The 26280-nt window shown below is 70.9% G+C and carries 13 protein-coding genes and 1 pseudogene; 6 read left to right on the plus strand and 8 right to left on the minus strand.

What is annotated here, in order from left to right:
• Positions 1-59: 59 nt before the first annotated feature.
• From CHAN_RS07380 to CHAN_RS07405, 6 genes are all read right to left on the minus strand, one after another.
• Complete coding sequence (locus CHAN_RS07380; RefSeq protein WP_290288083.1) at positions 60-4607, minus strand: hypothetical protein; 4548 nt, start codon at positions 4605-4607, stop codon at positions 60-62.
• A 163-nt stretch (positions 4608-4770) separates the two neighbouring features.
• On the minus strand, positions 4771-9261 hold the full coding sequence (locus CHAN_RS07385) for an ATP-binding protein (RefSeq protein ID WP_290288086.1): 4491 nt from the start codon (positions 9259-9261) through the stop codon (positions 4771-4773).
• On the minus strand, positions 9258-10145 hold the full coding sequence (locus CHAN_RS07390) for a DUF4132 domain-containing protein (RefSeq protein WP_290288088.1): 888 nt from the start codon (positions 10143-10145) through the stop codon (positions 9258-9260). Before CHAN_RS07390 ends, CHAN_RS07385 begins: the two co-directional genes overlap by 4 nt.
• A gap of 98 nt (positions 10146-10243) precedes the next feature.
• Entirely contained in the window at positions 10244-11845 is a 1602-nt protein-coding gene (locus CHAN_RS07395) for a hypothetical protein (RefSeq protein ID WP_290288089.1), read from the minus strand.
• Positions 11842-15297, minus strand: coding sequence for a DUF5682 family protein (locus CHAN_RS07400; protein ID WP_290288092.1), 3456 nt, complete (start codon positions 15295-15297; stop codon positions 11842-11844). Before CHAN_RS07400 ends, CHAN_RS07395 begins: the two co-directional genes overlap by 4 nt.
• 14 nt (positions 15298-15311) lie before the next feature.
• Complete coding sequence (locus CHAN_RS07405; RefSeq protein WP_290288094.1) at positions 15312-16415, minus strand: ATP-binding protein; 1104 nt, start codon at positions 16413-16415, stop codon at positions 15312-15314.
• A 52-nt stretch (positions 16416-16467) separates the two neighbouring features.
• On the opposite strand from CHAN_RS07405, the gene gnd reads away from it, so the two are divergent.
• From gnd to CHAN_RS07435, 6 genes and pseudogenes are all read left to right on the plus strand, one after another.
• Complete coding sequence (gene gnd, locus CHAN_RS07410; RefSeq protein WP_048743115.1) at positions 16468-17910, plus strand: NADP-dependent phosphogluconate dehydrogenase; 1443 nt, start codon at positions 16468-16470, stop codon at positions 17908-17910.
• A gap of 74 nt (positions 17911-17984) precedes the next feature.
• Positions 17985-19247, plus strand: coding sequence for a DEAD/DEAH box helicase (locus CHAN_RS07415; RefSeq protein ID WP_290288100.1), 1263 nt, complete (start codon positions 17985-17987; stop codon positions 19245-19247).
• A 101-nt stretch (positions 19248-19348) separates the two neighbouring features.
• On the plus strand, positions 19349-20734 hold the full coding sequence (locus CHAN_RS07420) for a hemolysin family protein (protein WP_290288102.1): 1386 nt from the start codon (positions 19349-19351) through the stop codon (positions 20732-20734).
• A pseudogene (locus CHAN_RS07425) lies at positions 20731-21777 on the plus strand (hemolysin family protein); the annotation flags it as partial. The gene CHAN_RS07420 and the pseudogene CHAN_RS07425, both read left to right, overlap by 4 nt.
• 296 nt (positions 21778-22073) lie before the next feature.
• Positions 22074-23018 (plus strand): 3-methyladenine DNA glycosylase, encoded by a 945-nt coding sequence (locus CHAN_RS07430; protein ID WP_290288105.1) that lies wholly within the window; start codon positions 22074-22076, stop codon positions 23016-23018.
• A gap of 52 nt (positions 23019-23070) precedes the next feature.
• The gene (locus CHAN_RS07435) at positions 23071-24747 is read left to right on the plus strand and encodes a vWA domain-containing protein (RefSeq protein ID WP_290288107.1); all 1677 of its coding nucleotides are present in this window, start codon (positions 23071-23073) and stop codon (positions 24745-24747) included.
• Positions 24748-24807: 60 nt separating this feature from the next.
• Here CHAN_RS07435 and CHAN_RS07440 read toward each other — a convergent pair whose 3' ends face one another.
• The gene (locus tag CHAN_RS07440; RefSeq protein WP_048743107.1) at positions 24808-25386 is read right to left on the minus strand and encodes a MerR family transcriptional regulator; all 579 of its coding nucleotides are present in this window, start codon (positions 25384-25386) and stop codon (positions 24808-24810) included.
• A 285-nt stretch (positions 25387-25671) separates the two neighbouring features.
• Positions 25672-26280 (minus strand): bifunctional nuclease family protein, encoded by a 609-nt coding sequence (locus tag CHAN_RS07445; RefSeq protein ID WP_290288113.1) that lies wholly within the window; start codon positions 26278-26280, stop codon positions 25672-25674.

Below are 26280 nucleotides of genomic sequence, written 5' to 3' on the forward strand. Positions count from 1 at the left end.
GGGCCCCGGCTTGACGACGGCGCCATGTCCGTCGGAAAGCCGAAGACCTTTCCCCGAGGCTACCGGCCCCGATACCGTTCGGTGGACAATTCCCCGTAGCCGGGGACGTCACCGCCGGCGAACCGCTCCCATGCGCGGGCGTACAGGCTGGGCAGGGGCACCAAGGGCGGGGACGTCGGCACGACGGGGCGGACTTTGGCGTCGCGCCACAACAGGTGCAGGGGCGCCTTCCACGTCTCCATCGTCTTCTCCCCCGGGCCCGGCTCCATCCACCCACCCGGCAGGAAGCGGGTGCGGCCCGCGCCCGCGCGCCTGCCCTCGATGAGCAGGCCCTTGTCCACGAGCACGCCGGCGGCTGCGTCGATGTCCTTCTTGCGCCACCCGTTCCACGCGCGGACGTTCGCGTCGGACGGGTCCGCCAACGCCAGGATCTGCAGGAAGTAGCGGGTCGCATTCTCGTCGATGCCGAGGGACTCCATCGCCGCAGCCACCGTGTCCGGGGCCGAGTTCGCGGGGTCCATCGGGTTCGGCGCGGCGCCGCGTTTGGCGGGCGAGGCGGGTGCGGCCGCCGGATCGCGTTCGAGGTCCGCGAGCAACTCGTCCAGGTGCCCCTCCAACAGCACCCGATGCGTCTGCAGCGAAGGGTGGCCGTTGATGTCCTCGAAATCACCGCCGAGCTCAACGCCGGAGAGGTACCGCGCCCGTCGTTCCCGGCACGCCGGCGCCTGCTCGGCGATCGCGCGGAGCTGCTCCCCGATGAAGGGGCGGATCGGATCGCCGGGCGGGCGCAGCGATGCCAGGATCAGCAACGGTGCAACGTAATGATCAACCGAGTCTGGGTCGGTGGTCTTGAAGTCGAACGGCCGGAGCAGCTCATCGAGCACTTCGTCCGGGTACCTCACGATCCGTTCCTTGTCCAGGGGCCGCCGTATCGCCGCTCGCTCGAATTCGGACAACCGGAATCCAAGATCACCGGTCTCCCGGGCCCAGACCGCGGCCATCGCGGAGACATCGGGGCCCTCTTCGGCCATGCGGCGGACATCGCCGCCGGGCAACCCCGCGATGGCCATGTTCCGGATGGTCGCCCAGGGCAGCGCCCGCACCCGGTCGCGTGCCCTCGTGAAGGCGGCGGCCGTCATGCCCAGCGCTTCGCGAACCGCATCGGTCCGTTCCCGCTGCTCCTCCTCCAACGCACCGTGCGCACTCGAACGAGATGCGATGCCGCCGACCAGGTACGCGGCCGCATCCTCCGACAAATCCGTCGCGGAAGCCAGCTCCGCCGCCTTTCCACGCACCGACCACGGAGCCTCGCGCTTCGCCTCACCGGAGCCGGAACCGGACGCGTCGTGGTTCGCGTGCGCCGCCCGTTCCTCCAGAACCGCCAAGTCCGCGAGAAAGTCGTCCGCGTTCATTCCGTCGTCGTCGGCATTCCCGGCTCCATCGGTTGCTCGGGTCGTCGCCGCATGCGCGGCAGCCCACCGCGAATCATCGCGGGCCAGGTAGCAGCGCCAAGCGCCGGCGTCGTCAACCATGAATCCGACGAAAAGCGCGTCATCTTCCCATCGCATCTTCCGCATGTTCGGGCGGCGGTTCCCCTTCGGAGCCTCAAGAAGGTGAGCGCGCCACCCCGAACACAGCACCCCGGTTTCGACCAGTTCGCGGAGCAACCCGACGGCTTCTCGAACCAGGGCCCGATCGAGCGCGGGGGCCGCGAGCAGGGCCACGAGCCCCCGCTCGTGGCCGATGTGCCGCACGAGCCCCGGGGTGTCGATGATCCGGCCGTCGGTCGTTCCGGGCGAGGCCAACTCGTCGGCGATCGCGCCCAACGACTCCGCGAATTCCTTCGATCCCCCCATCACCACCAGGTCGCCGGAAAGACAGCCGACCAGGTGCATCGCCTTCGCCGACACCGTGAACCGCTCGGCCGCCCGCTCGGCTGCCGGAAGCAGGACCTTCACTCTGCGGTCAAGTTCGATGGCATCGGCGGCGAGTTCGATCACCGCATTCAACAACAGTGGATCGGACGTACCCAACAGCCGGGACGCCGTCTCCCACGCCGAAGTGCCGGGCCGCGCGTCCACCGACGGGCGCCAACGCTCCGTGCTGTACCGATTTTCGACGTCACTGAGCTTCAGGTCCGCCGGAACGTCCCGAAAATCGAAACCGCGTTCCGAGTCCCCCGTCATCGCCGACAGCAATTCCGCCGCCGATTCGCGGGTGAACGCACGCATCAATTCGCTGACCCACGGCGATCGCGGACGCATCCGGTGCACCGCGGACGGGGGCAGCCCATCGAGCAGCCCGTTCCGGCCGGCCAGATACGCCCCCGTGTCGGGATTGCGCAGCCGCATGTCCGCGCCCATCAGCCAATGCCCGCCGCCAGGCCTCCGCACCACCGATGCAATCGGTTCGCGGGCGCGGAAATCACCGAGCGGCGTGGTCACTCCCCACTCGTCGCCGAGCCGGTACCCGATGGCGAAGTGGAGCCCTCCGGCGCTGCCCGCGGGCCCGTCGACGGTGTCCGGCTGAGCGGGATACGCCTGGCAGTACGAGATTCCGTCGTTGGCGGGGAGCGGCCCGATGCCCAGGATCCCCGGGATGGCGCCGACGTCGACGGGTTCCGACGAAAACCCTCGCTCTGCGGGAAGCCATTCCCTCATCGCACCGTCGATGTGGGCGAACACCCTGGATGTGTCGGCGGTGCACGCCAGCTTCTGGAAGGAGAGGCCCGCAACCGTCACGTCCAGCGCGGTGAGCAGACCGCCAACGGTGATTCGGCCCTCGGCATTTTCCACGGTCATTCCGACGAAGCTGATGTACGGATCCTGCATGGCCGCAGTCGGACCGCGATACCAGTGCACGTGATTGGTCCACCCACCTGGCGCCCCGTTGAAAAACGCCAGTTCATCGCCCACGGTCAAGGCCCCGGTCACGTGCCCGGCGCCGGGCGGGATTTGCCCTTCGACGACGACCGAATCGCCGTCGACGGCCGCGAAACGGTCGCCGACGACGACGATCAAACGCGGGTACGAGTCGAACACCCTGACGGTGCCCGCCCCCTTCCACCATTCCGTATTCCCCGGGGGCACCATTCGGCGCGCCGATTCCTCGACCGCGGGCAGAGCCAATTCGGCGAGTACGCCGACCCTGATCGCCCCCGCCAGCGTCTCGGCCGGATCGTACGAGCGCAGCGCAGCCGCCGCCTCGGGGTCGACCCCGGCCAGGCGCGGATCCAGGAGATGGCGGACGTGATGTTCGTGGATGTACGCCAGAGTCGTCGGCGAAGCCATGTTGGCCGCGTGCGCGTCCGCGACCTCGCGAAGCTTCCGGCCGATGGTCCGGCGCCCTCCCTCGGTCGCGAGGAAATGATCCGGATCCGTGCCGAGGATCCACGACGGCACCACATCGTCGACGAGATCTGCGAGCACCGGATCGTGGAGCAGCGTCTCCAGGGTCCGGGTGCGGACCCCGGATCTCGCCCAATCCCGCCACCGCAGACTGCGATCAAACCTCAATTGAGATTCGCCGTCCCACTCGACGCCGGCCGCGGTCAGGACGTCGACGTGATCGACCGCCAAATCGCTGAATCTTGCGGACACGCGGGTGCCGCGCAGCTTGGTGCCCAGGCTTTCGATCGCGGCCACGAATCGCGGACTGACGATCGCCAACAGAGGGAAGCCACCGCAGTCGACCACTTTCCGGATCCACGCCTGGAGCGCATCCGGATCGGCCGCGAGCCGTGCCCACTCTCCTGATTCTTCGAGGAATCCGATCCACTCGTCCAGCGACCATGAGTCCGCCTTGACCTCGACGAAATGGTCGGCGCGCCCGGGGTTCGCGCGCAGCCACCTCGCCAGCGACGTCTGCGTGGTCTTCCAGAATCCGGGTGGGGCCGAATCCACGGCGGACATGCCGACGATGGCGTCGAAAAGCCGGTCGTCGGCGTCGTCGGCCGAAATACCCGCGGCGGCGCCGACCTTCCGCAGGTCCCGGGCGCAGTTCGCGTGCGGCGGCTGTCCGGCGCGGATGCGGGCGCAGTTGAGGCGCAGCACGTGCTCGAACGCCTCGGACGGATCGTCGAAACGTTCCATCGCGTCGCCGGCTTCCCGGGTCAGCTCGGACGCGCCGACGACGCCGTTGGCCGCGAATTCGAGGAACGCCGCCTCATGCCGTGCGGCGTCGACCGGCAGCCCATGCGCGCGTTCGATGTCGCGGGCCAGGGCGAACCATCGCCGAGCGTGCTTCTCACGGTCGGCCGCGACGAAAATGCGCGCGAGTTCTTCCAGCAGGGTCGGCACGAAATGCGGGGCCGACCCCCGCAGCCCTTCGACAAGGCCCTCGAAGCGCTCCTGGACCTTCTTCGGGTTCGCCCGCGCATGCCGCCGCGCCCACTCCAAATCACCCACCAAATTCAGCGCGTGCCGGGCATTGCCGGGATCCGTGATGATCGGCCACGCCGGGAATCCGATCGCCCGCTGGCGAACCCGACCAACCGGCCGCGACGACCCCGCCTCGAAGCCCACCGTCGCCTGCGCGACGGTTTCCGCCTCCACCAGCGCCTCCGGCACCAGCTTGACGACGACCCGCCCTTCCCTCGTAAAGGTCACCGCATGAAGGAGTCCATCGCCCCCATCCGTCGCGTCGTTCACCGCATGAAGGCGGCCATCGCTCCCGCCCGTCGCGTCGTTCACCGCGTAAACCGGTCCGATCCCCATGATCCGAAAACACCTCATCCCTCCGCCGACGCCCACCGACGGCGGCAGTCGCACGCTACCGACGCCGGTAGCGGGTCGTCGTCAATTCCTCATAACCCGGCACATCACCCGAGCCATAGCGCTCCCACGCATCGGCGAACAACCGCCCCACCGGCACCAACGGAGGACACGTCGGCACCACCGGGCGCATCTTGGTGTCCCGCCACAGCAAATACAGCGGCGCTTTCCACACCTCCATGCCCTTCTCGCCCGGCGACGGATCAAGCCACCCACCCGGCAAGAACCTGGAGCGGCCCGCGCCGGCACGCTTCGCCTCGACGAGCAGCCCCTTGTCCACCAACATCGACGCGGCGGCATCGATGTTCTTCTTCCGCCACCCGTTCCACTCTCGGATATTCGCGTCCGTCGGTGTGGCCAGCGCCAGGACCTGCAGGAAGTACCGGGCGGCGTCTTCGTCGAGGCCGAGGGACTCCATCACCGCCGACACCGTCTCCGGCGCCGACACGAGCGGATCCATCGGGTGCCCGTCGGGGACGCCACCGGCTTCCCCGGATCCCGCATGCGCTTCTTCAGCTTCACCGGACCCGGCATGAGCCTCGTCGGATTCCAGATCCGCCAACAGTTCGTCGAGGATCCCCTCGGTGAGCACGCGATGGATTTGCAGCCCCGTCTCGTTCTCCACGGTCGAGTAATCCCCGCCGAGCTCGCCCTTGACCGATTGGACGAACCGGGGCACCTGGAGCGACTGCTCTATTCCGGCCGACAACCGCCGGAACTGTTCCCGCAGGAACGGCCGGATCGGGTCACCCTCGCCCCGCATCGAGGCGAGCGTCAACAGAGGAGCCACGTAAAAGTTCACGTCGTGCGGGTTCCGCCCGTCCAGCTGCAACGGATGGAGGATGTCATCGATGTACCTGTCGGCGTTGACGCGGACGGTGCGACCGATGGCGGCGCGTTCGGAGTCGGTGACCCGGAAGCCCAGGTCACCGGTCTCTCGCCGCCAAGCCTCCACCATCGCATCGGCGTCCGGCCCCTCGTCGATGGCCCGGGACACGTCACCGCCGGGCAATCCCGCCAATGCCATCGCGGCGATGACGCGCCACGGCATATCGTGCACGGCCCCCTGTGCGCGGTTGAACGCGGCGGCCGTCATGCCGAGCGCTTCCCTGTGCGCCTCCTTGCGCCGGTCCTGCACGTCGCCCCACAAGTGGGCCCTCGTCGCGGAGGCGCCGCCGACGAGGAATCGGGCGACGTCGGCGGTGAGGTTCGTCCCGGCGGCCACCGCCTCCGCCTGCGCGGCGAAGTCGGGGACCCCGTCCCCGCGTGCGTCGAGCGCGTCGAGCCCCGCCAGGAACTCCTCCGCGGACATCCGGTCCTCGGAGGCCACGGAGTCGTCCGGGGCGACGACCAGCCACCACCGGCCTTCGTCGTCCCCGATCACCTCGGCGTAGAAGGCGCCGTCTTCCCAATGCGGCGATCCGTCCTCGAGGACCAACGGCACTTCCTCTCGGCGCGTCGTCCACCCGGAGCACAACACCCCCGCGTCGACGAGTTCCCGCAGGAGCCCGGTGATCTCGCGGACGAGCGCCCGGTCCAGGGCGGGGGCGGACAACATTGCGAGCAGACTCCGCTCGTGGCCGATGTACCGGACGAATCCTTTCGTCCCCTCGCCGCCGTGCCCCGCAGAGCATCCCGGCTCCGCCAGTTCGGCGGCGAGCGCCGCCAACGCGACGGGGACTTCCTTGTCGGCCCCGGCGAGGTACCGCGTCCCGGACAGGTCCCCGAGCAAAAAGTGGGCGCCCGCGGACATGGCGAACCGATCCACCGTCTCTTCGTCGGAGGAGGCCAGCGCACGGAATCCGCGGGACAGCGCCGCGACGTCGGCGGCGACCTCGATCACCGCCCCGACCAGCATCGGGTCGGAGGTGCCCAGCAGCCGCCGCGCGATCTCCCACGCGTCGGTACCCGGCTCGGCGTCGACCGACCGGGCCGCTGCTTTGCGACGCCCCCTGTTCCGCCACTCGGTGGCGATGGGGTCTTCGACGCCCTCGAAGTCCACCTCGCGATCCGGCTCCACCGACATGGCGGCCAGAAGTTCTTCCGCGTCCTCGGCGGTGAAGGAACGCATCGCGGCGCTCGCTTCCTCCGATCTCGTTCGCAGGAGGTGGATCGCCGACGGCGGCAAGTCGTCGAGGACCCCGCCGTGACGGATCAGCAGCCCACCGTCGGAGGCGTCGACGAGGCGCATGCCGTTCACGAACCACCGCCCGCCGCCGGGGCGCGAAATGACCGCGTCAAAAGCCCGCGGCGACTGAAAGTCCCCCAGCGGCGTCGTCGCCCCCCATTGGTCGTCGATGGCGTAGGTGACCGCGAAGTGCCGGCCGTCCGTTGCTCCGGCCGGGCTGTCCGCGGTGGCCGGGAAGGCCGGATACGACTCCACGCCGCGGATGCCGCCGTGCATCGGCAACGGTCCGATGCCGAGGATACCCGGCAGATCCGCCACGTCGACGCCGTCGCCGGTGAATTCCGCGGCGTCGGCGTCCCACTCGAGGAATCTCCCGTGAACCTTGGCGAAGATGCGCGAGCCGTCGGCGGTGCAGGCGAAGTCCGCTCCGAAGCCGATGACGTCCGTCTGGCCGGGGGCGATCATGCCGGCGCCCGTCAGGCGGCCGCCGTCGACGGGCAGGCTCATGGTGCCGTTGCGGGCACCCAAGTACCCCGTCGATTTCGCCGACGTGGCGCCGTGCCAATACACGTGGGGCGACCAGCTGCTCCCGGTGCGGTGGAAGAACACGACGTCGTCGCCGACGGTCACGGCGAACTCGACGTAGTACGCGTCGACGGGCAATTGGCCCGATACCGTCGTCTCGCCTTCGTCGATGACCTCGAACCGGTCACCGCAGACGATGATGAGCTGCGGGTACGAATCGAACACCTTCACCGGCCGCGGTTTGTCCGACTCAGCGTTAAGCCGGGCCGCCGATTCCTCGACGGCGGGAACGGTCATCTCGGCCAGTAGGCCGGCCCGCAGGGCCTTCGCCAGCGTCTCGCCCGGGTCGAGGCGGCGCATGGCCTTCACGGCGGCGGCGTTGACCGACTCCAGGCGGGGGTCCGTGAGGTGCCGCAGGTGGTTCTCGAGGCGGTGGGCGAGGTTGGGCAGCGACCCGCCTGCGTCGGCCACCCCGGCCGCCTGGCCGATCAGGCGCATCTCCACCAACCGGCGTCCGCCTTCGTGTTCCAGGAGAAGGCCCAGGTTTTCGCCGATGAACGCCGACGACAGGCTGTCATGAGCACGGATCCGCAGTTGCGGGTGGTCGAATATCGCGCGGAGATCGCGGGCCCGCCGCTCCTGGTTCGCCCACTCCCTCCAGGGCATGCGCGTGGACGCATGCCGGTACCGTGGTTCGACCCACCACACGCGCGCGGCGGTCAGGGCATCGACGTATTCGATGGGCAACCACGCGAAATCGGCCGTGATGGGCGTTGCGGCGAGCGCGTCGCCCTGTGCCTCGATGGCGGCGAGGAACCGCGGGCTGAACTCCCGCAGTTTGTGGTAGGCGTCGCGCCCGAGCGCCGCCCGCGTCCATCGCAGGTACGCGGCGTCATCGGCGATGAGCCGTTCCCATGCGCCGATGTCCTCGAGGAACCGCAGCCAACCTTCGATGCTCAGTTCATCGGGGATGCTGTCCAGGTAGTGGTCGGCGCGTTCCGGATGCTCCTTCAGCCACGCGACCAGGGAAGCCCGCGTGGCCTTCCAGAAGCCCCCGGGCGCCGCGTCGAAGGCGGCGAGGCCGACGGCTTCGTCGTAAAGCCGCACGTCGACCTCCGCCGGCGTCAAACCCGCGGCCTTGCCGACCTTGCGCAGATCCCGCAAGCAGTGCGCATACGGCTCCTTGCCCGAGCGCATGCGCGAGCAGTTCAGGCGCAGCACGTACTCGAACGCCTCGGACGGATCGCCGAAACGCCCCATCGCGTCACCGGCCTCACGGGTGAGATCCTTGGCGCCCACGATGCCGCGGTCCGCGAACTCCAGGAACACGGCCTCGTGCCGCACCGGGTCGACGTCGATGCCGTGGGCCCGCTCCACCTCCCGGGCGCGGCCGAAATACTGGCGGGCGAACGCGTCGTTGCCGGCGTCGGCGTAGATGCGCGCGAGCTCCTCCAACAGCGTCGGCACGAAATGCGGCGCCGAGCGGGTCAGGTCACCGACGAGGGCGTCGAAGCGTTCCTTGACCTTCTTCGCCTGATTGCCCGCATGCCGCCGCGCCCACTCAAGGTCGCCGACGAGGTTCAGCGCGTGCCGGGCATTGGGGGGATCCGTGATGATCGGCCACGCCGGGAACCCAACCGCCCGCTGCCGCGTCCGCCCCACGGGTCGCGCGCCATCCGGTTCCAGGCCAACGGTCGCCTGTGCGAGGGTTTCCGCCTCCACCAGCGCCTCCGGCACCAGCTTGACGACGACCCGCCCATTGCCCGTGAACGTCGCGGCCGCGAGCACCGGATCGTCGCCCGGCGCGGACAAGGGCCGGACCACACCGACGCTCATGCCTGCGCCGCGTCGTCGCCGATGGTGCGCCCGCCGTAGACGAACTCCGCCATGCGCACGCCTTCGGACCAGGTCACCGGGCCCACGTCCTCGGGTTTGATCGCGATCCCGTTGCGCGAGAAGTACAGGTCCCGCAGCGTCGCCCCGCCCTCGTAATCGTCGTCCACCTGCAACGTGGCGGTGGTCTCCACGCGCCGGCCCCCGATGTCTTCCACGACTCGGAGGTAGATGCCGGTGACGCCCTCCGAGAACTCGACCGAGAATCCGCCGCCGCGGCTGCGCCCGACCAGGGCGTTGGCCCTCGCGTACTTCGCGTCGCGGTACTTCTCCATCGCGGCACGACGGCCGGCGGCGTCGGCGGGCTTGCGGTGGGTGTCGCGGAAGAGCTGATCGAAGCCCTGGAGGATTCCGAGCTCCACGGAAAACTCCCGCCAATCCGCGAGGTCCTCCATCAGGACCGGATGCGGCAGGATGACCATGGTGTCGTCGTCGACGGGGACCGTCACGGTCTCGCCGTCCAGATCCACCAGGCTCAGGCCGTCATCGTCGGCGGCGCGCAGAAGCCCCTCCGAGCCGTCGTACTCCACGACGGCATCGGCGAACATGGCCCGCCAGGAAGGATCCGGCCACACCGCCGCGATCAGCCGGGACGGGATCGGCGAGCCGGACAGGAACCACTCCCGCACCGTGTCGGAGCATTCGACCCGATGCTGAGCGAGCGACGTGCGCAGCGCATCGAGCCGGTCGTATTCGGGAAGCTTGCGGGCCTTCGCGGGCACCGTCTTGAGCAGCTGCCCCTTCGCGTTCCTGGCGAGGATCTCTTCGCCGTCCAGGAGGAACTGATAGTCCCCCGCGTCGATCCATTCCGCCGCCGAAGCCGTCATGCGCGCCGGTTCCCTTCCCGTCGTCCGTCGTCAAGCGGGCGGATGCGTGGAATCCGCCGCCCTGTTATCTTCGCCGCGAGTTTACGGGCGCGGCCGGATCAGCGCCCCAGATAAACGTGAATGCGTGCGATGGCCGTCGCATCGGTCGACTCGAGCAGGCCCCGGAGCAATTCGGCCGCGACCGGGGCGGCGAGATCGTCGAGCCTCGCGGCGTCGGCGAGGACCCTGCGCTCGCGGGCGCGGATGGCCGTCGCACCGCCCGCGACGGCGAGCCCCGACCAGTCGGCGAGCATCTGCGCGACACCGGCCGCGGGGACGACGAGACCACGTTCCACGGGGCCGACCACGGCGCCGACCACGGCGTCATTGACCGTCGGCCGGTCGAGCCCGGGGAACACCTGCTCCCCGCCGTCGCCCCACAGGCGCACGGCCTTGCCCCCGTCTGCGACGACGGTCACGGAGGTCTGCGAACGAAGCCACGCGACCACGCCGCCCAGCCCGGCGCGTCGGGCGTCTGTCGAGAATCGGAGTTCACGGGTGCCCCCGGACGGTTCCGTCACGGCGAACCCACGTCGGTCGGCGGACTCGACCGTGCCCTCGAAAACCCGATACGCGTCGATGCCGCGCAGATCGTCGGGCGTCACCGGAGCCCCGAGCGCGGCCCGCACCCCGCGGCCCCGGCCGAGCCGGCCGTCGGCGCTCGTCCGCCCGCCGGAGATGAGCAGGCGGTGCCGCGCGAGTTCCGCATGGGAGCAGTGCAGATCGCCCAGCGCCGCCCGGCCCAGCCACGCCGCCGGCACGTCGGAGGCGTCGCCGGGTGGGGTGTGGGCGAACTCGAGCAGTTCGCCGCGCGCGTCGGCGAACGTCAGCACGACTCCGGCGAAGCCGGATGCCGCGACGACGGGTTCGGCGCAGACGGGCACGAACGTGCCGGTGCCGCGGCCGTCGAGTGCGGAGTACGTGCGCCGCGCCTGCCCGACCGCGTCGTCGGAGCCGGGGTTTTCGGCCAGCGCGTGCGCCGCTGTGGCCAGGGCCCCGACGCGCCGCGCGAGATCGTCGCGGCCGGGCGGAGCCAGGGTCCGCATGCTTCGCGACGCCCCGACCACGCCGGTGAGCGCCCTCTCCAACCTCGGCAACGCCGCCGCACGCGCCGACTGGAGCAGGGCCAGGCCGGCGGCATGATCGGCGACGCCGAGTGCGCCGATGCCCCGTTCGAGAATGACGTCGACGATGCGCCGGGACCGCTCCGCCAGATCGCGGCGATGCTCGAGTTCCGCCGCGGCGATGACGCGGTCGGGAGTCGCGGGGGCGTCGGCGCCCGGTGGGTCGGCGACCGGAGCATCGGCGGGAGAAAGTGTGGAACTAGCGTCCTCCGCCGGCGCTCCCGCAGTCTCCGCGGGCACGGTTTCCGGCGGCGCCACCGCCGATTCTCCCGCCGCCGGTGTGTCCGCCGCCGGTGCATCCGCCACCGGTGCCGCCAGCGCCACCGCGCCGACGTGCGCGCATTTCGGGGAAAGCAGGCAATCGCAGGTCAGCGTGTCGGACACCGTGACCACGTGATCGCCGACCGTGATCCGGTCGCCGTCGACGGGCCATGCGGAGCATTCGGCGGCGAGCGCCCCCGCCCGCCTCTTCAGTCGGGACGGCAGGGCGTCGATGAGCGCGGCGGCGACGTCCGGGGGCAGCGCGGGGAGGCTCATGCGAGCACCTGCCCCACCCACCGGGCCAACTGCAGCGGGCTGAGCGAAGCCACCCGCATGCCCGCGGCGGCGACCGCCTCGGCGATGCCGACGTTGTAGACGGCGTTTCCCGAATCATCGAGCGCCGCGCACCCGATGAGGTGCACCCCCGAATCCGCCAGAGCGCCCACCTGGTGCAGCAGGCCACCCACGTTGCCGCCTTCCTCGAAATCGCTGATGAGGATCAGCGCGGTGCGGTTGGGCACCTTCACCAGCGTCGCCGCGTAGGCGACGGCCGAGGCGATGTCCGTGCCGCCGCCGACGGAGATCTCCAGCAGGAGCTGCAGCGGGTCCTCGACGTGGTCGCTGAGATCGGCGATCGCGGTGTCGAAGGTGACGAAACTGATCCGGTACGTGGGCACGCCCGCGAGGATCGCGGCGGTCATGGCCGCGTAGACGGTCGATGCCTCCATGGATCCGGAAACATCGACCAGGACGATGATGTGCCACGGGCTGATCCGCTTCTCCGGGGTGCGGAAATAGGGCGTGACCGGCACGACGCGCGGCGTTCCATCGACGTCGACGACGTGGCGCAGGTTCCTCCGGATCGTCGCCGGGACGTCCAGCTCCGGCGACGATCGCCGGGAGGGCACCGACGACGCCGCGCCCCGCAGCGCCGGGGCGAGATCGCGGGCCAGCGCCGCGGACAGCTCGGCGATGACCTTCGCGATGATCGGGCGGATCTTGCGCAGCCGCGCCTCCGGCAGCGCGCCCCGGAGGTTGAGCATCGTCGTCAGCAGTTCGACGCTGGGGCGCACGTCATCCGGGCGCAGATGCTCGACCATGTCGGCGCGCCCCCGTTCGGCGGCGCGGCCCGCGATTTCGTGGACGTGCTCGCCGCCGAACAGCGCTTCGATGTCCTCCGCCCATTGGCGCGCCGACACCTGCCCCGTTCCGCCGCCGGCGCCGATGCGCCCGTCGGATTCGCCCGAGGGGTCCGACCGAGGGTCTCCGTACAGTTCGTCGAGTGCCCCGGCCATCGCCGCCGCCTTCCCCGCGAGCGCATCGGGTTCCGCGCCGAGGACCAGCCGCCACCGCATCGCCGGGGTGAACGACATGTCCCGCAGCCCCAACGCCCGCAGTCTCGCGGCTGCGGCGGCGTCGGCTTCCGCGTTCGCGGCGAGCGTCGCCGGACTCGCCGCCTGCGGCGCCGCCTTCCCCACGCGCCGTGCGACGTGGTCCAGGAAACGCTCGCGCTCGGCGGGCGCCACCGGATCGAAGGCGCCGCGCAACCGCGGCAGCGCCGCGACGAACGACGCATCGGGCATGGATTCCACGCGCTCCTCGACGCCGTCCAACAACTCGCCGTCCGCCCATGTGCCCCGAGAGGCGAGCAGGAAGCCGGTCAACGATCGCGCCGGGCCGGGCGCCGCCATCGCACCGTCCACCCAGCTGCCGAGCAGCGCGGACACCTCGTCAGAGCTTTCCGCGTCCATGCCGGATTCTTCCGCGTCCATGCCGGCGTCGTCCGGTTCGCCCGACGCCACCGATTCCCCCGGAGCACCCGTCGGCTCGTGTTCCCCGTACATCGCCAGCACGGCCGTCGCCGCGCCGCGCATGAGATCGGATCCGGAGCGCGACATCTGCTCCAGCGACGCCATCGCGCGGACGCGATGATCCGGCAGCAATCCGGCCACTCCCGCCAGCAGCGCGGCATCGGCGTCGTCGTCCGATCCGGCGACGCCGGGCATTTCGCGCACGACGGCGTCGGAAAGCGACTCCGCGACCTCCGCCGCCCGGTCCACCAGCCGCTGCGGCAACAGCGTGGCCGCCGGTTCGCGGCCGCCGCCCATGCCGACCAGCATCTCCGACGCCCGCAGCGCCGTGGCGAACCCGGCGCGCGGCGCGACGTCGGCGGCGATCTTCTCCAGCGCCCGCCCGAGCGGTTCCGGCAGCGCCGCGGCGGCCGCATCCCCTGCGACCCCGAGGAGCACATCCGGGTCGCCGGCCCACCCCGCGACCCGCCGGTTCAACGTGTTCGCCGCCGCCTGCTCCAGCGTCGCGCCCGCGGTGCACACGCCGAGCGCCCCGGCCGTGCTGGACCGGTATTCGCAGGTGACTGTGTACCCGCGGGTCTCCAGGCCCCGGACCTGTCCCGAGGTGCGTTCCTTCTCGTATGGGACATCCAGCACCGCGAGCCGCGCCAGCGCGACATGTCGCCGCAGGTCGCGGCCTCCCTTGAACGGGTCGATGCGCCTGCGCACCACACCGTCGGTCGGCGACGCGGGCAGCCCCACCGACGCGAGCAGCTCGCGGGCGTGGACCTCCAGCGCGGGTTCGGGTGCGCCGTCGACGAGCTTTCCGCGCCTGTCGCCGATCATGACCTTCTGCAGCGCCCGGGCCACGGTGCGCCCCCGTCCGATCACCGATCCGTGGGCGAACACGGACGTCAGCGCTTCCATCACTTCGCGGCGGCCCGGCGCGGGGATGCCCCGCAGCCTCGCGAGGTCGCCCGCGATGCGCACCGCCTCGACCACTTCACCGGTGCCGGCGGGTTCCCCGCCCTTGCGCATCTCCCGGGCGACCTCGGTGATCACGCGGGTCGCGAGCTTTTCGACGTCCCCCGACCCCGACGCTTCGACGATTCCCTGCTGCCACCGCGGATCCCGGATGCCCGAGGCGTAACCCGACCGCGAGTCCAATTCGGCGAAGCCGTAGGGAACCAGCGACACCGGCGCATCGGCGACCTCGGCGGGCCGGGCCGGTTCCCCGTCCATGAGGGCCAGGCAGTGGAAGGATCCGACGACCGCCATGACCCTGCGCCCGCGCAGGTCCTCCAGGCAGGCGCGCATGTTGGCTTCGCGTGCGCGGGTGCGGGCGTCGACCCGGGTTTCCGCCAAACGCGCGCCGACTCCGACGGCCAGCGCCGCGCGCCGCACCCGCCGCCACTGCGCGCCCACCGACCGGGCCTCGACCCGCGTGTCCCACGCCTCCTGGTCGATGAGGTCGGCGGTGTCCACGATCGCGGTCGCCTCGCTGCCCTCCCCATCGCCGGCTCCGTCACCGGCGGTACGGCCCCCGTCGCCCTCGCCGTTTCCTTGCTCGTCGTTTCCCCCTTCACCGATAACCGCCCCCGCCGGCAGGTCGATGCAGTGGACGTCGACGCCCTCGCGGTGCGCCCAGCGGAGGATCGCAAGCTCCGGCGAGAAGTCGGCGAAGGGGTACAGGCCCGGCCCGGCCCCGCCCCCGACCGCGATGGCCACCGGCGCGACGGTGCCGGGGTCGGCGACCCACGGCAGCATCGGCGCCAATTCGGCGGGCATTTCGATGGCGATCGCCTCCGGCCGCCATTCCTCCGCAGCGGCGACGATCGCGCGGGCGCAGGCCGGCGAATGGTGCCGCACCCCGAAGAGCATGACCTCCGGCGACGGCCCGGCCACGAGCGCGTCGACGATCTCCGCGGGGCCGTTCACGTCCGCGGGCCCGTTCACAGCAGCCCCCGCCGCCCCCACAACCGCGCCCACGGGCCCTCGGGGTCGGACTCGGCGCGCCGGTGCACGGCGGAGTCCCAGTAGGCGCGCAGCCGGTCGGCGTCGCGGTCGTCGTCCTTGCGCACCGCACCGAGCAGGTGCCCCGGGATCGACTCGGTGCCGGCGGTGCCGGGGAAATACGCTTCGGCCAGCGCGATGGACGAGGAAATGGCCACGGCCTCCGCGGTGGACAGCACGGACCCCGGCTTTTCGACGGCCCATCCCTCGCGCGTCCGCCCGACCCTCAGATCGCGGAAGATCGTGACCAGCGTGGACACGACCTCCTCGTCCACCTCGGCGAGGACGTCGGCCCGCTCGAGCGCGGCCTTGGTCTGCTCGGCGACGAGCGCCATTTCGGCGCCGGCGTCGGCGATGGGTTCGACCAGCTCGAAGTTGAAGCGGCGCTTGAGCGCGGCGCTCATTTCGCTGACGCCCTTGTCCCGCAGGTTGGCGGTGGCGATGACGCCGAAGCCCTCCACCGCGGCCACCGAATGCTCGCCGAGCTCGGGCACGGCGATGCGCCGCTCCGACAGCACGGGCACCAGCGCGTCCTGGACCTCGGGCAGGCAGCGGGTGATCTCCTCGACGCGGGCGATGCGCCCGGATTCCATCGCCTGCATCACCGGCGACGGCACCAGCGCTTCCCTCGAGGGGCCGCCGGTGAGCAGCAGGCCGTAGTTCCAGCCGTAGCGCAGCTGGTCCTCCGTCGTGCCCGCGCTGCCCTGCACCGTCAAACCCGAGGTGCCGCAGATCGCGGCGGACAGCAGCTCCGACAGCATCGACTTCGCCGTGCCCGGCTCGCCGACCAGCATCAGCGCCCGCGAGCCCGCCAGGGTGACCACGCACCTCTCCACGAGCGCGCGGTCGCCCACGAACTTGCGGCTGATGTCACGGCGCTTGCGGCCGTCGCGAAGCCCCTCGGCACCGCAGATGAAGTCGACGACCCGCGCGGGGGTCATCGCCCATCCCGGCGGGCGCGCGCCATCGTCCACCGAGCAGAGGAAATCCAATTCCCCGGCGAAGCGTTCTTCCGGAAGGGTGACCTGCGCCCGCGTTTCCATGGCGCCCGATGCTACCGGCACGCCGCGGACCCGTGCGCTTAAACTGACGGGCATGGACAACGAGAAGCAGCAAGCACAGATCGGCGTCGTCGGTCTCGCAGTCATGGGCTCGAACATCGCCCGCAACTTCGCCCGCAACGGCCACACCGTCGCGGTGTACAACCGCAGCCCGGAGAAGACCCGCGCCCTCATCGCCGACCACGGCGACGAGGGGTCCTTCGTGCCCTCGGAGACCATCGGGGATTTCGTGGCCTCGCTGGAGCGCCCGCGCCGCGCCCTGATCATGGTGCAGGCCGGCCCCGCCACCGACGCCGTCATCGAGCAGCTCGCCGACGCGATGGAGGAGGGCGACATCATCATCGACGGCGGCAACTCGCTGTACACCGACACCATCCGCCGCGAAAAGGAGATCCGCGCCCGCGGCCTGCACTACGTCGGCGCCGGCATCTCCGGCGGCGAGGAGGGCGCGCTCAACGGCCCGTCGATCATGCCGGGCGGCACCGCCGAGTCCTACGAGTCCCTCGGCCCGCTGCTGGAATCCGTGTCCGCGCACGTCGACGGCGTGCCCTGCTGCACCCACATCTCCACCGACGGCGCCGGGCACTTCGTCAAGATGGTCCACAACGGCATCGAGTACGCCGACATGCAGGTCATCGGCGAGGCGTACCAGCTGCTGCGCGACGCCGCGGGCCTGTCCCCGGCGGAGATCGCCGACGTGTTCCGCGAGTGGAACGCCGGCGACCTCGACTCCTACCTGGTGGAGATCACCGCCGAGGTGCTGTCGCAGGTCGACGCCGCCACCGGGCAGCCGCTGGTCGACGTCATCGTGGACGCCGCCGGCCAGAAGGGCACGGGCCGCTGGACGGTCAAGGCCGCCCTGGACCTGGGCATCCCGGTCACCGGCATCGGCGAGGCCGTCTTCGCCCGCGCGCTGTCGTCGTCCCTGGACCAGCGCGCCGCCGCCCGCGACCTGCCCTCCGGCGAGCTCACCGGCCGTCCCGCCGACCGCGACGAGTTCATCGAGAAGGTCCGCCGCGCGCTCTACGCCTCGAAGATCGTGGCGTACTCGCAGGGCTTCGACGAGATCAACGCCGGCGCCGCCGAATACGGCTGGGACATCGACCGCGGCGCGCTGGCCACCATCTGGCGCGGCGGCTGCATCATCCGCGCCCGCTTCCTCGACCGCATCAAGGAGGCCTACGACCGCGATCCGGAACTGCCGGCCCTGCTGCTGGACCCGTACTTCCGCGACCAGGTCACCGAGTGCCTGGATGCGTGGCGCGACGTCGTGGTCACCGCCACCCGCATGGGCCTGCCGGCCCCGGTGTTCTCGTCCTCGCTGGCCTACTACGACGCCCTGCGCGCCGAGCGCCTCCCGGCTGCCCTGATCCAGGGCCAGCGCGACTTCTTCGGCGCCCACACCTACCGGCGCACGGACAAGGAGGGCTCCTTCCACACGCTGTGGTCGGGCGACCGCTCCGAGGTGGAGGCGTAGACATCACCGGCATCTCCTCCCCTTCCTTCGGGGAGCTCGGGGCGTCGGAGGCCGTGCGCCGCACCCTGCGATCCATGCGCGTCACCGAGCCGACGCCGATCCAGGCGGCCGTCCTGCCCGACGCCCTCGCCGGCCGCGACATCCTCGGCCGCGCCCCCACGGGGTCCGGCAAGACGCTGGCGTTCGGCATCCCGCTGGTCCAGGCGCTGGCGGGGTCGGCATCGCGGCCGGGCCGCCCGCGTGGCCTGGTCATCGCCCCGACCCGCGAGCTCGCCGACCAGATCGCCGACGTCCTCGGCGATCTCGGTGCGGCGGCCGGCCTGCGGGTGCGGGCCTTCGTCGGCGGCGAGAACATCGCGCGGCAGAAGCTCACGCTCGCCGCGCCCGTCGACATCGCCGTGGTCACCCCGGGCCGCGCGCACGATTTGCGCCGGAAGGGATGGCTTTCGCTTGACGACGTCGCCGTCGCGGTCATCGACGAGGCCGACGAGTTGGCGGCGCTGGGGTTCCTGCCCGACGTCCTCGGCCTCCTTCGCGCCACTCCGGCGGGGGCGGTGCGCATGCTGTTTTCCGCGACGCTCGACGCCGCCGCCGAGGCGCTCATGGAGGGGCGGTCCCCGGCCCGCCACGAGGTGTCCGAGGCCGTCGTGTCGGTGGAGACGATGAAGCACCTGGTCTTCCGGGTGCCCGACAACGACGCCGCCGACGCCGTCACCGCATGGATCGCCGCCCGCGAGGGCCGGGTGGTGCTCTTCGGCAACACCCGCCACCGCGTCACCGGCCTGGCCGAGTTCCTGGCCGGCCAGGGCATCCGAGCCGAGGCGCTGCACGGCGACCGCGGCCAAACCGCCCGCCGCAAGGCGCTGGCCGATTTCGCCTCGGGCGAGATCCCCGTCCTTGTGGCCACCGACGTCGCCGCCCGCGGCATCGACGTCGATTCCCTCGACCTGGTCGTCCACGTCGACCCACCGCCGGAGGCCGCCACCTACGTCCACCGTTCCGGCCGCACGGCGCGCGCCGGCGCGACGGGCACGGTGGTGACCATCGTCCGCGACCGGCAGGCCGACGCCGTCGCGGACATGCTGCGCGCCGCCGGCGTGGACCCCGAGATCATCGACGTCTCCCCCGGTTCGAAGGCGCTGAAGAAGTGGACCGGCGCCCGCAAACCCCCGGGCCCCGCACGCGGGCGGAGCGGGTCGGGAGCCGGCCGGGAGGCACGCGGCTCGGGGCAGGGCGCGGGCCGTCGTCAAGCGGGAACCGGACGGGGGAAGCCCGGCCGGGGTCCGGCGCGCGCCTCGCGCCCCCACCGGCCCAAGCGCAAGCGCGGCAAGAAGTAGCGGCAAGAAGCAGGCGCAAAACGGGAGGGGCACGGCACCGGCGGGAACGGCCGGGTCGGCGGGCCCCCACGGCCGCGGCGGAGTAGGATCTTTCCCTAATCATGGACATATTCCTCAACATCGTCGCGGTCCTCGGCTTCATCGCGCTGACCGCGGGCACGGGGCTGTTCGTCGCCTTCGAGTTCGCGCTGACCGGCGTGGAGCGCTCGTCGATCGACAATGACGTGCGCAAGCGCGGCGACGGGCAGGCGCATTCCGTGCGCAAGGCCCACAACCGCCTGTCGTTCCACCTTTCCGGGGCGCAGCTGGGCATCACGCTGACCACGCTGGCCACCGGCTTTTTGGCGGAGCCGGTGCTCGCCCGCTACTTCGGCCCGATGCTCGGATGGGTCGGACTTCCGGAAACCGCGACCGGACCGACCGCGCTGGTGCTGGCGCTGATCGTGGCCACCGGGCTGTCGATGATCTACGGCGAACTGGTGCCCAAGAACATCGCCATCACCGAGCCGCTGGCCGTCGCCCGCTTCACCGCCCGGCCCGTGATGTGGTTCAACTGGGCGTTCCACATGTTCATCCAGTCGATGAACCTCACCGCCAACTGGATGGTGCGCAAGCTGGGCATCGAACCCGCCGACGAACTGGCGTCGGCGCGCTCGCCGCAGGAGCTCGGCGCGCTCGTGCGGAACTCCGCCCGGCACGGCGCGCTGGACAAGTCGAAGGCGCAGGTGCTGCAGAGCTCCCTGGAATTCGGCGAAACCACCGCCGAGGACCTGATGACGCCGCGGTCGACCATCATTTCGCTCGACGTCGACGACACCGTCGCCGACCTGCTGGCCACCGCCCTGGAATCCGGCCGCTCCCGCTTCCCCGTCACCGACGGCGACCTCGACGCCACCGTCGGCGTCGTCCACGTCAAGGACGCGTTCACCGTGCCCGCCGCCCGCCGCACGACGACCCGCGTCGCCGAACTGGCCCGGCAGGTTCCGGTGCTTCCGCAATCCCTCGACGGCGACGCCGTGCTCGAGGCGGTCCGGTCGGCGGGTTCGCAGATCGCCCTGGTCGCCGACGAATACGGGGGCACGGCGGGCATCGTCACCATCGAGGACGTCGTCGAGGAGATCCTCGGCGAGGTCTACGACGAGTACGACGACGCCGAAGCCGAGCAGGAAGTCCGCCGCGTCACCGAAGGCTGGGACTGCTCCGGTCTGGTGCGCGTCGACGACCTGCCCCAGAAGGTCGGGTACTTCGCGCCCGACGGCGACCACGAGACCCTGGGCGGCGTGATCATGCTGGCGCTCGGCCGCATCCCCGCCGAAGGCGACGTGGTGCTGCTGCCGGAGACCGACCGCGACATGCTCGACGAGTTCGAATCCGGCATCGCGGGCCGCTGGTACGCCCGCATTCTGGCGATGGACGGCCGCCGCGTCGACCGGGCCCTGCTGATCCCCGTGACCCGGGAGCGCGCGAAGGAGATGTTCGACCGATGAGCGACTGGTTCGGCATCGCCCTCACGTTCCTGCTGCTGGCGTTCAACGCCTTCTTCGTCGGCGCGGAATTCGCGCTGATCGCCGCGCGCCGCGACCGCCTGGAGGCGCTGATCGCCCAGGGCAAGAAGCGCGCGAAAACCGTGCTCGGCGCCACCGAGCACCTGTCGATGATGCTCGCCGCCGCCCAGCTGGGCATCACCGTGTGCTCGCTGCTGCTGGGCAAGGTCTCCGAGCCGGCGATCGCCCACCTGCTGGAGGAGCCGTTCGGCTCCCTGGGCGTCCCGGAGTCGCTGCTCCACCCGATCAGCTTCGCCATCGCGCTGATGCTCGTGTCGATCCTGCACATCCTGCTCGGCGAAATGGTGCCCAAGAACATCGCCCTGGCCGGCCCGGAGACGATGGCCATGTGGCTGACGCCGGTGCACCTGGCGTTCTACAAGGTGACCAAGCCCCTGCTGCTGTTCTTCAACTGGGTCGCCCGCCACACGTTGGCGCTGTTCGGCATCACCCAGAAGGACGAGCTGGACTCGACGGTCAACACCGACGAACTCGCGTCGATGATCGCGGAGTCGCGGCAGGAGGGCCTGCTCGACGACGAGGAGCACTTCCGCCTCAACCGCGCGCTGTCCTCGGAGAACCGCTCGATCCGCGAGGTGCTGATCGTGCCGTCGAAGATCCGCACGGTGCCGACCTCCCCGACGGTCGGCGACCTGGAGGCGGCGGTGACCGAAACGGGCTTCTCCCGGTTCCCCGTCGCCGACGCAGACGGCGGTTACCGCGGGTACGTCCACGTCAAGGACGTGCTCGACCGCGTCCTGGACCCTGCATCCGGGCCCGAGACCCCGATCCCCGACGAGGAAATCCGCGAGCTCATCGCCGTCGACGCCGACGGCGCCCTCGACCGCACCATGCGCGAGATGCGCCGCCGTTCGGCGCACATGGCCATGGCCGTCGAGGGCGTCGAGCCGGTGGGCATCGTGGCGCTGGAGGACCTCATCGAGGAGCACATCGGCGTCGTCCGAGACTGGACCCACGAAACCAACCGCGCCATGGCGACGCGCCCCGGGCGCGCCACCGCCCAGGGCACCGCGGCGAAGGCCGCCCAGGCGAGGACCGCGGCGGTGCGCGCGGCGGCCAAGGCGGGGACCAAGGCACCCGCGTCGAAGGCGGCACCGAAACCCGCACCGAAGCCGGCCCAGAACCCGGGGCAGAACCCGGGGCAGAGTACGGAACATAAGTCGACGCACGGCCCCGCGCAGCATCCGGCACCCGGCCCCGCGCAGAATCCGGCCGAGATCCAGTCCCACAACCCGCCGAAGCACGGCGGCCCCCGCGGCGCATGACGGCCGGCGAGACCTCCGGCACCCGCGTCGACTCCGGACTCGGCTCCGGCCCTCGCGACCACTCCACCGCCGACGTGGTGCTGCCGCTCGACGAATGGCTGCACCGCGCCCGCGCCCATGCCCGCCGCGCCGATGAACTGTGCGCCGGCCACCTGGAGCGTCGCTCGCGCGGTCTGAAGCACCCGGTTTGGGACTTCCTCTTCGAGTACTACCCCGTGCGGCCGGGCGTGCTGCGCCGGTGGACGCCCGGCCTCGGCGTCGCCCTGGCCGGCGCCGACGACCCCCGTGCCGCCGAACACGTGTCGCACATGCGCGATTTCCGCGTCGGCGCCGACGGCATCGCGCGGCTTGATCGCGCCGCCCTCGCCGCCCGCCGCGGGAAGGCGATTTCCTACGTCGCAGATCTGCTCGCGGGGACCATGGCCAACGACGCCCACTTCGACTGCTTCGGGCTGCACGAATGGGCGATGGTCTACCGCGCCGACGAAACCCGCCACGCCGTTCCCCTGCGCCTCGGGCGCGCGGCGACGGATCGCGTCGTGGAGGCCAACAGGGTGCGGTGCACGCATTACGACGCCTACCGGTTCTTCACTCCCGACGCGGTGCCGCTGAACGAGAACCGGCCGACTCGCGCCACGCAACCGGCCTGCGAACAGGGCGGCTGCCTGCACGCGAACATGGACCTGTACAAGTGGGCCACGAAGCTCGGCCCCCTCGTCCCCGGCGAGCTGTGGCTCGACGCGTTCGAACTGGCCCGCGACGTGCGGCGCCTGGACATGGAGGCGTCTCCCTACGACTTGGCCGATCACGGATTCGAGCCCGTCCGGATAGAAACTCCCGAGGGCAAGGCCGAGTACGTAGCCAGGCAGCGGGATTTGGCGGGGCGCGCCGCGCCGATTCGCACGGAGTTGCTCCGATTGGCGAGGTCATTTCACGGCTAAAGTGGTCAGCGAACGGCGTACATCAGTCGCATCCATGAGGAGCTGAGCAACCGTGGGCAGGCATTCCGACGGCAAGCCGAACTATCGCGTGGCCAAGGGGCCGTTGATCGTGGTGCTCGTGGCGATCCTCGTGGGAGCCATGATCTTCGCCTGGTTCGCCCTGCGGGCCTCCGAGCGCGAGGAGCTCGGCGCCGGCGGCAAGTGCGTCAAGGGCGACCTGACGCTCGTGGTCACCGCCGACCCCGCCGTGGCCGGAGCCGTGCGCGACAAGGTGAACGAATGGGCCGCGACCGAGCCCGTCGTCCGCGACTACTGCGTGCGCCCGCAGGTGACCGTCAACGGTTCGCAGCAGATCCTCGACGTAATCCGCGAACAGGGGGACGACGGGGGCGCCGGCGGTGCCGGGGGCTTCAAGCCGGTCCTGCCGGCGGTGTGGGTCCCCGCCGACGACTCCTTCGTCGACGCCGCCCGGGGTGCCGGCACCGTCGGCGCCGACGGCGACATCGCCCGCTTCGCCCCTGAGCCCGTCGGCCTGGCGGTCCGCTCCGACCGGGCCCCGGAGCTGGAGGGCAAGTCCTGGACGGACCTCGCAGGAACCGAGGGCCTGATCATCGCCACGCCCGGCGGTTCCGACGCGGTGACGTCGTCGATCGTCAATGCCCGGCTCGCGCCCGACGCCGCACCCGGCGATCTCATCGGGGTCTCCGAGCCGCGGTTGGCCGCTGGCGGCCGCTTCACCTCCGAAGCGTTGCTCGGTCAGCTGGCCAATGGCACGGCCGAGGGATACGCCGCCGTGGCGGCCACGAAATCCATGGTCGACGCGGCCGCGAAATCGGGGGCGCAGGGCTTGACCTTCCTCTCGCCGGAAGGATCGCCGTCGCTGTCCGCGCCGATGGTCGCCTTCACCTCCGGCGGACCCATCGACGAGACGAATGCGCGCGCGGCGGCGGACCTGGTCAAGTTCGCCCGCAAGAACGGCGTCGACGCCGACGGGCCGGACGGGGGCGGTGAAGGCGCGGCCGGACCGCTCGCGGGGCCCGCCGGCGAAATCGTGCCCGGGGTCGCCGCCCGGAAGACCGATCCCGGGGCCGGCGCGCCGATCGACTCCCCCGCCCCGGCACCCGAGGGCGCGCCCGGCGGAGACCCCGGCGCCGCCCCGCCCGCTCCGGCCATCGAGCCCGCGGGATCGACTCTGGTGCTGCTGGACACGTCCGCAGGCGTCGATCTGGAGCCCGTGCGCGCGACGTTGACCCCGCTGCTCGGCCAGGCCGCCGAGGGCGAGGGCCGCCGGGTGGCGCTGTGGAATTACTCCTCCCCCATGTCGCCGGGCGTGACCAGCCCGGTCCGCCCGAACGTCCTGTTCGGGCCGGGCGCGAAGGACCGGTCCATCGAAATGCTGGGTCAGTTCGGCACGGGCGGCGACCCGTGGCTGTGGCGGTCGATCGGGCCGGCCGTCGAGTACGCCGCCGAAGCGTGGGCGCCCGGCGTAGCCAACCGCGTGGTGCTGGTGACAACTGGAAGGGACGCCACGGAAGACGATGCCCGGGCGGCGATCGACGGCATCAGGGCGGCCGCGACCACGGACCGGGCGGTGCGCGTCGACGTGGTCATCATCGGCGAGGACGCCACGGGCGGTGCGTTGCAGCGGCTGGCCGACGAAACCGGTGGTGCGGTGCACGTCGCCGGGGCCGACCTGCACGGAGCCTTCGTCGCGGCCATGGGGCTCTAGGGCGCGGCACCCACTTACGCGAAAACGCCCCGCGGGGAGATGCGGGGCGTCATCGGATCGTCAGCCGATGCGGCGACGGCGGCGGGCGGCCAGCTCGTCGACGGGGGCCTCGACCGGAGTGCCGTCGACGCGCTCCGACGGGAAGCTGGCGATGGAGCCGGCGAGCTCCTTCATGATGCCCGGCACGGCGATGCCGAACACGCCCTGGCCGCCGTTGAGCAGGTCGATGACCTCCTCGTTGGAGCGACACTGGTAAACGGTGCGGCCGTCGGAGACCAGGGTGATGGTCGCCAGGTCGTCGACGCCCAGGTCGCGGAGCTTGTCCACGGCCAGGCGGATGTTCTGCAGGGAAATGCCGGTGTCCAGCAGTCCGCGGACGATCTTCAGCACGAGGATGTCGCGGAAGGAGTAGAGGCGCTGCGAGCCGGAGCCGTGCGCGTTGCGGATGGACGGCTCGACCAGCCCGGTGCGGGCCCAGTAGTCGAGTTGACGGTATGTGATTCCCGCGGCCTGGCAGGCGATGGGCACGCGGTAGCCCACTTCCTCGTCCGGTCCCATGTCGAACAGCGACTCCTGGACGCCGGCATCGACGGCATCCTTTTCGGAGCCCTGGCGATCAGCGATGCGATCGTCGGCCATGTTCGTGTTCTCCCCTGGTAGTTCCACTGTTGTCGTTCATCTTTCGCCAAGGTTAGGGCACTGTCAACAGGATTCGGGCCGACACGCCGCATGTCTAAACCTAAAGTTCAGGTTCAGAGTTTGCGAATTACAAAACCCCAGCTCAACAGTGTGACACAAAGAACGACGTGGACTTTTGCCACTCAAGTCAAGGATCAGACTTCGGGGGTGAACGGGGGTGCCACTCAAGACACTCGAGTCACACCATTCACACGAACAACAGCTTTGCGCGCCTTTCGGCCCGCTTTACGACGGGCCGGCCCCGCCGGAACCATCCGACTCGCCGGAGCCGCCCGAGCCACCCGGCTCGCCCGATCCGCCTGACTCACCCGAGCCGTCCGCGCCGCCCGACTCTCCGAGGAAATCGGCGGCGTCGATCTCGTCGAGGAACCGCGCGAACTCCTCGACCGACTCCTCTTCCTCTTCCCCGTCGTGGGCGGCGCCGTCGAAAAGCGAACCCGCGGGCACCGACGTGGCTTCGAGGATCTCCCGCGCGAAGACCAGCGGGGCTTCGGCGATCTCGCAGACGGCGACGGCATCGGACACGCGGCAATCGACGCGGCCTCCGTCGGAAAGCACGAGCGCCGCGATGTACACGCCCTCGTGGAAACCGGTGACTTCCGCGCGGTCGATGGAATTGCCCGTCGACTCGGCCATCTCGACGATGACGTCCTGCGCGCAGGGTCGGTTCTGCGTCATGCCCGCTTCGCGGGCGGCCAGGTACGCGGCCTCCGCGGCCCCGATCCACACCGGTACGACACGACCGCTGCCCGGCCACGACAGCAGCAGGACCGGATGGTCCTCCGGCTCGTGCACCAGGATCCCGCGGGATTCGACCTCGACGAATTCATCCAT

It is taken from the genome of Corynebacterium hansenii, from assembly GCF_030408795.1.
Lineage (GTDB): Bacteria > Actinomycetota > Actinomycetes > Mycobacteriales > Mycobacteriaceae > Corynebacterium > Corynebacterium hansenii.

Bases quoted from the DNA above. Each gene is read 5' to 3' on its own strand.
- CHAN_RS07385 (WP_290288086.1), bottom strand. From the start codon at position 9,261: ATGAGCGTCGGTGTGGTCCGGCCCTTGTCCGCGCCGGGCGACGATCCG.
- CHAN_RS07390 (WP_290288088.1), bottom strand. From the start codon at position 10,145: ATGACGGCTTCGGCGGCGGAATGGATCGACGCGGGGGACTATCAGTTC.
- CHAN_RS07395 (WP_290288089.1), bottom strand. From the start codon at position 11,845: ATGAGCCTCCCCGCGCTGCCCCCGGACGTCGCCGCCGCGCTCATCGAC.
- CHAN_RS07405 (WP_290288094.1), bottom strand. From the start codon at position 16,415: ATGGAAACGCGGGCGCAGGTCACCCTTCCGGAAGAACGCTTCGCCGGG.
- gnd (WP_048743115.1), top strand. From the start codon at position 16,468: ATGGACAACGAGAAGCAGCAAGCACAGATCGGCGTCGTCGGTCTCGCA.
- CHAN_RS07415 (WP_290288100.1), top strand. From the start codon at position 17,985: ATGCGCGTCACCGAGCCGACGCCGATCCAGGCGGCCGTCCTGCCCGAC.
- CHAN_RS07420 (WP_290288102.1), top strand. From the start codon at position 19,349: ATGGACATATTCCTCAACATCGTCGCGGTCCTCGGCTTCATCGCGCTG.
- CHAN_RS07430 (WP_290288105.1), top strand. From the start codon at position 22,074: ATGACGGCCGGCGAGACCTCCGGCACCCGCGTCGACTCCGGACTCGGC.
- CHAN_RS07440 (WP_048743107.1), bottom strand. From the start codon at position 25,386: ATGGCCGACGATCGCATCGCTGATCGCCAGGGCTCCGAAAAGGATGCC.
- CHAN_RS07445 (WP_290288113.1), bottom strand. From the start codon at position 26,280: ATGGATGAATTCGTCGAGGTCGAATCCCGCGGGATCCTGGTGCACGAG.